The following is a 5,373-nucleotide window of genomic DNA, read 5'->3' on the forward strand; positions in this document are numbered from 1 at the left end:
GATCTTGTTAACCCACTTGTTATCTCAAGTGCTTATATTCTCAAATACTTATTACCTCAGATGGGGACGCCTGAGAAAATTTCACCCCCTGCTGAGTCAGGATTCAGCCATTGCCCAGTTCGTCGCTGAGCTCAGCGGCTCTTCTTGCGGCGGCGTCCATGGCGGCTTTAACGATATCGCGCAGGTGCGCGCCTTCGAACGTCGCGATTGCCTGTTCAGTGGTACCGCCCGGAGACGTTACCCGGCGACGTAATTCATCCGGGGCAACATCCGAACTGCTCGCCATTTTTCCTGCGCCCAGCGCCGTCTGTAAGGTCAGACGACGTGCGGTTTCTTCGCTCAGCCCGAGTTTGATACCGGCATCGATCATGGATTCCATCAGCAGGAAGTAGTAAGCCGGGCCACTGCCAGACAACGCCGTGACCGCGTCAATTTCAGCTTCGGTCTGTACCCACATAGCCAGGCCTGTGGCGCCGAGCAAGGTATCCGTCAGATTACGCTGGTCCAGCGACACTTCTTCACTGGCAAACAACCCGGTAGCGCCGAAACCTGTCAGCGCAGGCGTGTTCGGCATTGCGCGTACGACGGCTGTACATCCACTCCATTCTTTAAGCGTTGGCAGACTGATACCCGCTGCAACAGAAATAAGTAGCGGCTGGCGGGTGTTCAGCGTGGCCTGCAGCGGTTCCAGTACGGCTTTCATCATCTGTGGCTTTACTGCAAGGATAACCACGGTCGCGCTGCTGATAGCGTCGAGATTGGACTCATGGGTCACAATGCCAAAATCGCGGGTGAGGCGTTCCCGTTGCTCTGCGCCTGGGTCACTGACGTGAATCAGATCCGGGCTGACTGCACCCTCTCTGATCAGGCCGCCGATGATGCTGGTGGCCATATTGCCACCGCCGATGAATGCTATCTGTGTCATTGTTGGTTCCTGCTTCTGAATACCTTCACTGAGCGCCCGGGATGTCCCGCGCTCCGAATATGTCTGTGCCGATACGAACTTCCGTTGATCCACATGCAATCGCGAGTTCAAGATCGGACGACATGCCCATCGACAGCGTGTCTGCGTCCGGGCATAGTTCCTTTAATTCCTGCCACAGCCTATGCATTTTGAGGAACTGATCTCGCAGTCGCTCCTCATCGCTGGTTGCTTCCGGGATACACATCAATCCCCGAACTTTCAGTCTAGGCAAGGATAGGAGATTCTGCGCAAAACTCGCGACGCTGTCTGTCGCGATGCCACTCTTCTGCTCTTCGTTACTGATGTTGACCTGGATAAGTACGTTCAGCGGCGGCAGATCGTCAGGGCGCTGTTCATTCAGGCGGCGGGCGATCTTTTCACGATCCAGCGTTTCCAGCCAATGAAAGTACTCGGCGACCGGGCGTGTTTTGTTTGATTGCAGCGGGCCGATAAAATGCCACTCGATGTCGGTCAGCTCCGACAAGGCTTCAATCTTGTCGAGCCCATCCTGCAGGTAATTCTCACCGAAGGCTCGCTGACCCAGTTCATAACAGGTGCGCACCATGCTCGCGGGTTTAGTTTTACTCACCGCCAGCAGGCGAATGCTTTCAGGCTCGCGTGAAGCGTTTGCACAGGCCGCGTTAAGACGCTCACGGACCCGTTGATAGTTCTGTTCGACAGTAGACATTACGCTTGCTTGGTTTAGGATTAACTTGATTGTTGCTGTAGTGACGCTGTTCATAGAAATTTGTTCAACAGCGATTACATTACATCATACACCAGTCGAGGGATTGACCGCTTCATCCGACTGGTCGCATCACTAATATATTGGCATTTATAGGGCTGTCTGGCTGAGCTGGCGCATCTGGCCCGAGATCATAGAGAGGATCACATGGATATTACCGAGTTATTGGCCTTTAGCGCGAAGCAGGGGGCCTCTGACCTCCACCTGTCGGCAGATATGCCTCCTATGATCCGTGTCGATGGTGATGTCCGCCGTATTAATTTACCAGCGCTGAGTCACAAAGAAGTGCACGCCCTTGTGTACGACATTATGAACGACAAGCAGCGAAAAGATTTCGAAGAATTTCTGGAAACTGACTTCTCGTTCGAAGTGCCTGGCGTTGCCCGTTTCCGTGTGAATGCCTTTAACCACAACCGCGGTGCGGGCGCCGTGTTCCGTACCATTCCGTCAAAAGTTGTGACTATGGATCAGCTGGGCATGGGGCAGGTGTTTAAAGATCTCGCCATGATCAGCCGTGGCATTGTACTTGTGACTGGCCCAACCGGTTCAGGTAAATCAACCACGCTGGCGGCTATGGTCGATTACATTAATGAGACCAAGTTCGACCATATCCTCACAGTTGAAGACCCGATCGAATTTGTTCACGAATCGAAGAAGAGTCTGATTAACCAGCGTGAAGTGCATCGCGATACGCTGGGCTTTAATGAAGCGCTACGCTCAGCGCTGCGTGAAGACCCTGACGTGATTCTCGTGGGCGAGCTGCGTGACCTTGAAACCATTCGTCTGGCGTTGACCGCCGCAGAAACAGGCCACGTTGTGTTTGGTACTCTGCACACCAGCTCCGCGGCGAAAACCATTGACCGTATTGTCGATGTATTCCCGGCGGAAGAAAAATCCATGGTGCGTTCGATGTTATCTGAGTCGCTGCAAGGCGTTGTGTCTCAGGCGCTGCTGAAAAAGAACGGTGGCGGCCGGATTGCAGCCCATGAGATTATGGTTGGTACGGCGGCGATTCGTAACCTGATTCGTGAAGACAAGGTTGCGCAGATGTACTCTGCCATTCAGACTGGGGCTGCGCATGGGATGCAGACCATGGATCAATGTCTGCAAAGCCTGGTCAGCAAAGGCCTGATCAGTCGTGAAATCGCCCGTGAAAAGGCAAAAATGCCAGAAAACTTCTGAGGTAACTGATTGTGTCAATGGATAAGTTTCTGCGGTTAATGGTTGAAAAGACCGCGTCAGATCTCTTCATTACGGCCGGTGTTCCGCCGTCCATGAAGGTCCATGGCAAGCTGGTTCCTCTCAACAAAACTGTTCTCAGTGCTGAGCAGGCGAAAGAAATCGTCTACGGGCTCATGAATGACAGACAGCAGGCTGAGTTTGAAGAACGGAAAGAACTGAACTTCGCGATCAATGCGACGGGGATTGGTCGTTTCCGTGCCAGTGCCTTCTTCCAGCGCAATGTCGCTGGGATGGTGCTGCGACGGATTGAAACCCGGATTCCGAACATTGATCAGCTCGGCTTACCTGAAGTTATTAAAGAGTTATCGCTCGCTAAACGTGGCCTGGTTCTGTTTGTAGGTGCAACGGGGGCGGGTAAATCGACCTCGCTGGCGTCGATGATTGGCTACCGTAACCGCAACAGTAAGGGGCATATTCTCAGCATCGAAGACCCGATCGAATTTATCCATCAGCATGAAACCTGCATTGTTACTCAGCGTGAAGTCGGCCTGGATACTGACAGCTATGAAGTTGCGCTGAAGAACTGCCTGCGTCAGGCACCGGATGTGATCATGATCGGTGAGGTACGTTCTGCTGAAACGATGGAACACGCGATTACCTTTGCTGAAACAGGTCATCTGTGTCTTGCCACTCTGCACAGTAATAACGCGAACCAGGCGCTTGATCGCATCATTCACTTTTTCCCACCGGAGCGACATTCGCAGATCTGGATGGACCTCTCTCTGAACCTGAAAGCGATCGTGGCGCAGCAGTTAATTCCGACGCCTGATGGTCGTGGTCGTCGTGCTGTTGTCGAGGTCTTACTGAATACACCTCTGGTGTCGGACCTGATCCGTAAAGGCGATGTACACGAGCTGAAGAGCCTGATGGCGCGCTCGACAGAACTGGGTATGCAGACCTTTGACCAGGCGCTGTACGCTCTCTACGAGCAGAGTGAGATTACCTATGAAGACGCGATCGCCCATGCTGACTCGCCGAACGATCTGCGCCTGATGATTAAACTGGGCAATGAAACCAACGCCGACAGATTAGAAGGTGCGACGCGCAATCTGCGTCTGCAGGACTGATCCGATGTTTGGTTTCAGTCCGGGTTGCTCCAGCGCGCCCGGGCTGTCTGATCTTTTTCTCTTGCCTCAACCCAATGCTCACCAGATCGGGTGATTTCTTTTTTCCAGAAAGGCGCTTCAGTCTTCAGGTAATCCATGATGTAACGGGCAGCTTCGAAAGCAGCTTCTCTGTGCGCACTGCTGACACCAACGAACACAATCTGATCTTCAACGGCCAGTGAGCCGATTCGGTGAATGACTCTGATACGTTGAATGTCCCAGCGCTGTTGGGCTTGTTCTATGATGCGTTTTAATGATTTCTCTGTCATACCGGGGTAGTGCTCTAAAAAGAGCCCGGTGACATCAGGTTGCTCGCTGAACTCGCGAACCCGTCCGGTAAAGGTGACGACAGCCCCGGTTTCAGGTGCTTGGTTGCTCAAAAAATGATTTTCTTTTTCTATCGAAAAGTCATTTTCCTGAACAGATATTTTAATGTTTTCAGTAGTTGCCTTGTAGTTCATTCTAACCTCCTGTGACCGGAGGAAAAAAAGCAACTTCATCATTACTTTCTACGCATTTTTTTTCATCGGATAATTCTTGATTTACTGCGCATATTGAATATTCGGTGCTGAACAAATATTTGTGACTATTAAATTCAGAAACCAATGAATTTCTTATGTCAGAAACAGTGCATGGAGTTTTTATATCTAGATCAAAAAAATTAAGAGAAAGTTCTTCTTTAATTTTTGCAAAAAAATATATACGTATCATCAGGATCTCTCCCAGTGACCGGTCTTTCCGCCTGATTTTTCAAGTACTTTTATGCCTTCGATGATCATTTCTGGGTCGACGGCTTTGCACATATCAAACAGGGTCAATGTTGCAACTGAAACCGCAGTGAGTGCTTCCATCTCTACGCCGGTTTGCCCGGTTAGCCGGCAAAGACTATGGACCCGTATCCGCGAGTTATCTGGCTCTACGTCAAAATCCACAGCCACTTTGCTAAGCATCAATGGGTGGCATAACGGGATAAGCTGACTGGTCTGCTTTGCTGCTTGAATGCCTGCAATACGCGCTACGCTAAATACGTCGCCTTTGTGATGATTACCCTCGACGATAGCCTGCAATGTGGCTGGCTGCATGGTGACATAGCCCTCTGCTCTGGCTTCGCGAACGGTGGGCTTTTTGCCCGAAACATCGACCATAGAGGCCTCTCCGCGGGCATTAACGTGGGAGAACTCAGTCATCATTGGTTACCTTTTTCAGGCGCATGGCGAAGTTGCACGGCTTGTGGCGGCTATCGAGTTGCTGGCAGATGATCTGCTCCCAGGCCTGACGGCAGGCATTCGTTGAGCCTGGTACGCAGAAGATCAGAG

At 51.6% G+C, this 5,373-nt stretch carries 7 protein-coding genes and 1 pseudogene; 2 read left to right on the plus strand and 6 right to left on the minus strand.

Annotated elements, in window-relative coordinates; all coding sequences use genetic code 11:
- Nucleotides 1-103: 103 nt before the first annotated feature.
- The gene (gene proC, locus B2067_RS15960; RefSeq protein WP_068436323.1) at nucleotides 104-925 is read right to left on the minus strand and encodes a pyrroline-5-carboxylate reductase; all 822 of its coding nucleotides are present in this window, start codon (nucleotides 923-925) and stop codon (nucleotides 104-106) included.
- Nucleotides 926-950: 25 nt separating this feature from the next.
- Nucleotides 951-1,652: a YggS family pyridoxal phosphate-dependent enzyme gene (locus tag B2067_RS15965; RefSeq protein WP_068436325.1), complete on the minus strand. Its 702-nt coding sequence runs from the start codon at nucleotides 1,650-1,652 to the stop codon at nucleotides 951-953.
- 204 nt (nucleotides 1,653-1,856) lie between these two features.
- Between B2067_RS15965 and B2067_RS15970 the strand changes: the two genes are divergently transcribed.
- Together B2067_RS15970 and B2067_RS15975 are read left to right on the plus strand one after the other, a co-directional pair.
- Nucleotides 1,857-2,891, plus strand: a complete 1,035-nt coding sequence (locus B2067_RS15970) for a type IV pilus twitching motility protein PilT (protein ID WP_068436327.1) — start codon at nucleotides 1,857-1,859, stop codon at nucleotides 2,889-2,891.
- 11 nt (nucleotides 2,892-2,902) lie between these two features.
- A complete protein-coding gene (locus B2067_RS15975) occupies nucleotides 2,903-4,018 on the plus strand; it encodes a PilT/PilU family type 4a pilus ATPase (protein ID WP_301389118.1) in 1,116 nt (371 codons plus the stop codon).
- Nucleotides 4,019-4,032: 14 nt separating this feature from the next.
- Here B2067_RS15975 and moaE read toward each other — a convergent pair whose 3' ends face one another.
- The 4 genes and pseudogenes from moaE to B2067_RS15995 form a co-directional block, all read right to left on the minus strand.
- Nucleotides 4,033-4,518 carry a molybdopterin synthase catalytic subunit MoaE gene (moaE, locus tag B2067_RS15980; protein ID WP_068436331.1) on the minus strand — a complete coding sequence of 162 codons (486 nt, stop codon included), beginning with the start codon at nucleotides 4,516-4,518 and terminating at the stop codon, nucleotides 4,033-4,035.
- Nucleotide 4,519: 1 nt separating this feature from the next.
- Nucleotides 4,520-4,768 carry a MoaD/ThiS family protein gene (locus B2067_RS15985; RefSeq protein ID WP_068436333.1) on the minus strand — a complete coding sequence of 83 codons (249 nt, stop codon included), beginning with the start codon at nucleotides 4,766-4,768 and terminating at the stop codon, nucleotides 4,520-4,522.
- Nucleotides 4,768-5,244, minus strand: a complete 477-nt coding sequence (gene moaC / locus B2067_RS15990) for a cyclic pyranopterin monophosphate synthase MoaC (protein WP_068436335.1) — start codon at nucleotides 5,242-5,244, stop codon at nucleotides 4,768-4,770. The genes B2067_RS15985 and moaC overlap by 1 nt, the downstream gene beginning before the upstream one ends.
- A pseudogene (locus tag B2067_RS15995) lies at nucleotides 5,237-5,373 on the minus strand (molybdenum cofactor biosynthesis protein); the annotation flags it as partial. The pseudogene B2067_RS15995 and the gene moaC, both read right to left, overlap by 8 nt.

Source organism: Thalassolituus sp. UBA2590 (assembly GCF_002339775.1).
Lineage (GTDB): Bacteria > Pseudomonadota > Gammaproteobacteria > Pseudomonadales > Oceanobacteraceae > Thalassolituus.

Coding starts and splice junctions, on each gene's coding strand:
- proC (WP_068436323.1), bottom strand. CDS start 925: ATGACACAGATAGCATTCATCGGCGGTGGCAATATGGCCACCAGCATC.
- B2067_RS15965 (WP_068436325.1), bottom strand. CDS start 1,652: ATGTCTACTGTCGAACAGAACTATCAACGGGTCCGTGAGCGTCTTAAC.
- moaE (WP_068436331.1), bottom strand. CDS start 4,518: ATGAACTACAAGGCAACTACTGAAAACATTAAAATATCTGTTCAGGAA.
- moaC (WP_068436335.1), bottom strand. CDS start 5,244: ATGACTGAGTTCTCCCACGTTAATGCCCGCGGAGAGGCCTCTATGGTC.
- B2067_RS15970 (WP_068436327.1), top strand. CDS start 1,857: ATGGATATTACCGAGTTATTGGCCTTTAGCGCGAAGCAGGGGGCCTCT.
- B2067_RS15985 (WP_068436333.1), bottom strand. CDS start 4,768: ATGATACGTATATATTTTTTTGCAAAAATTAAAGAAGAACTTTCTCTT.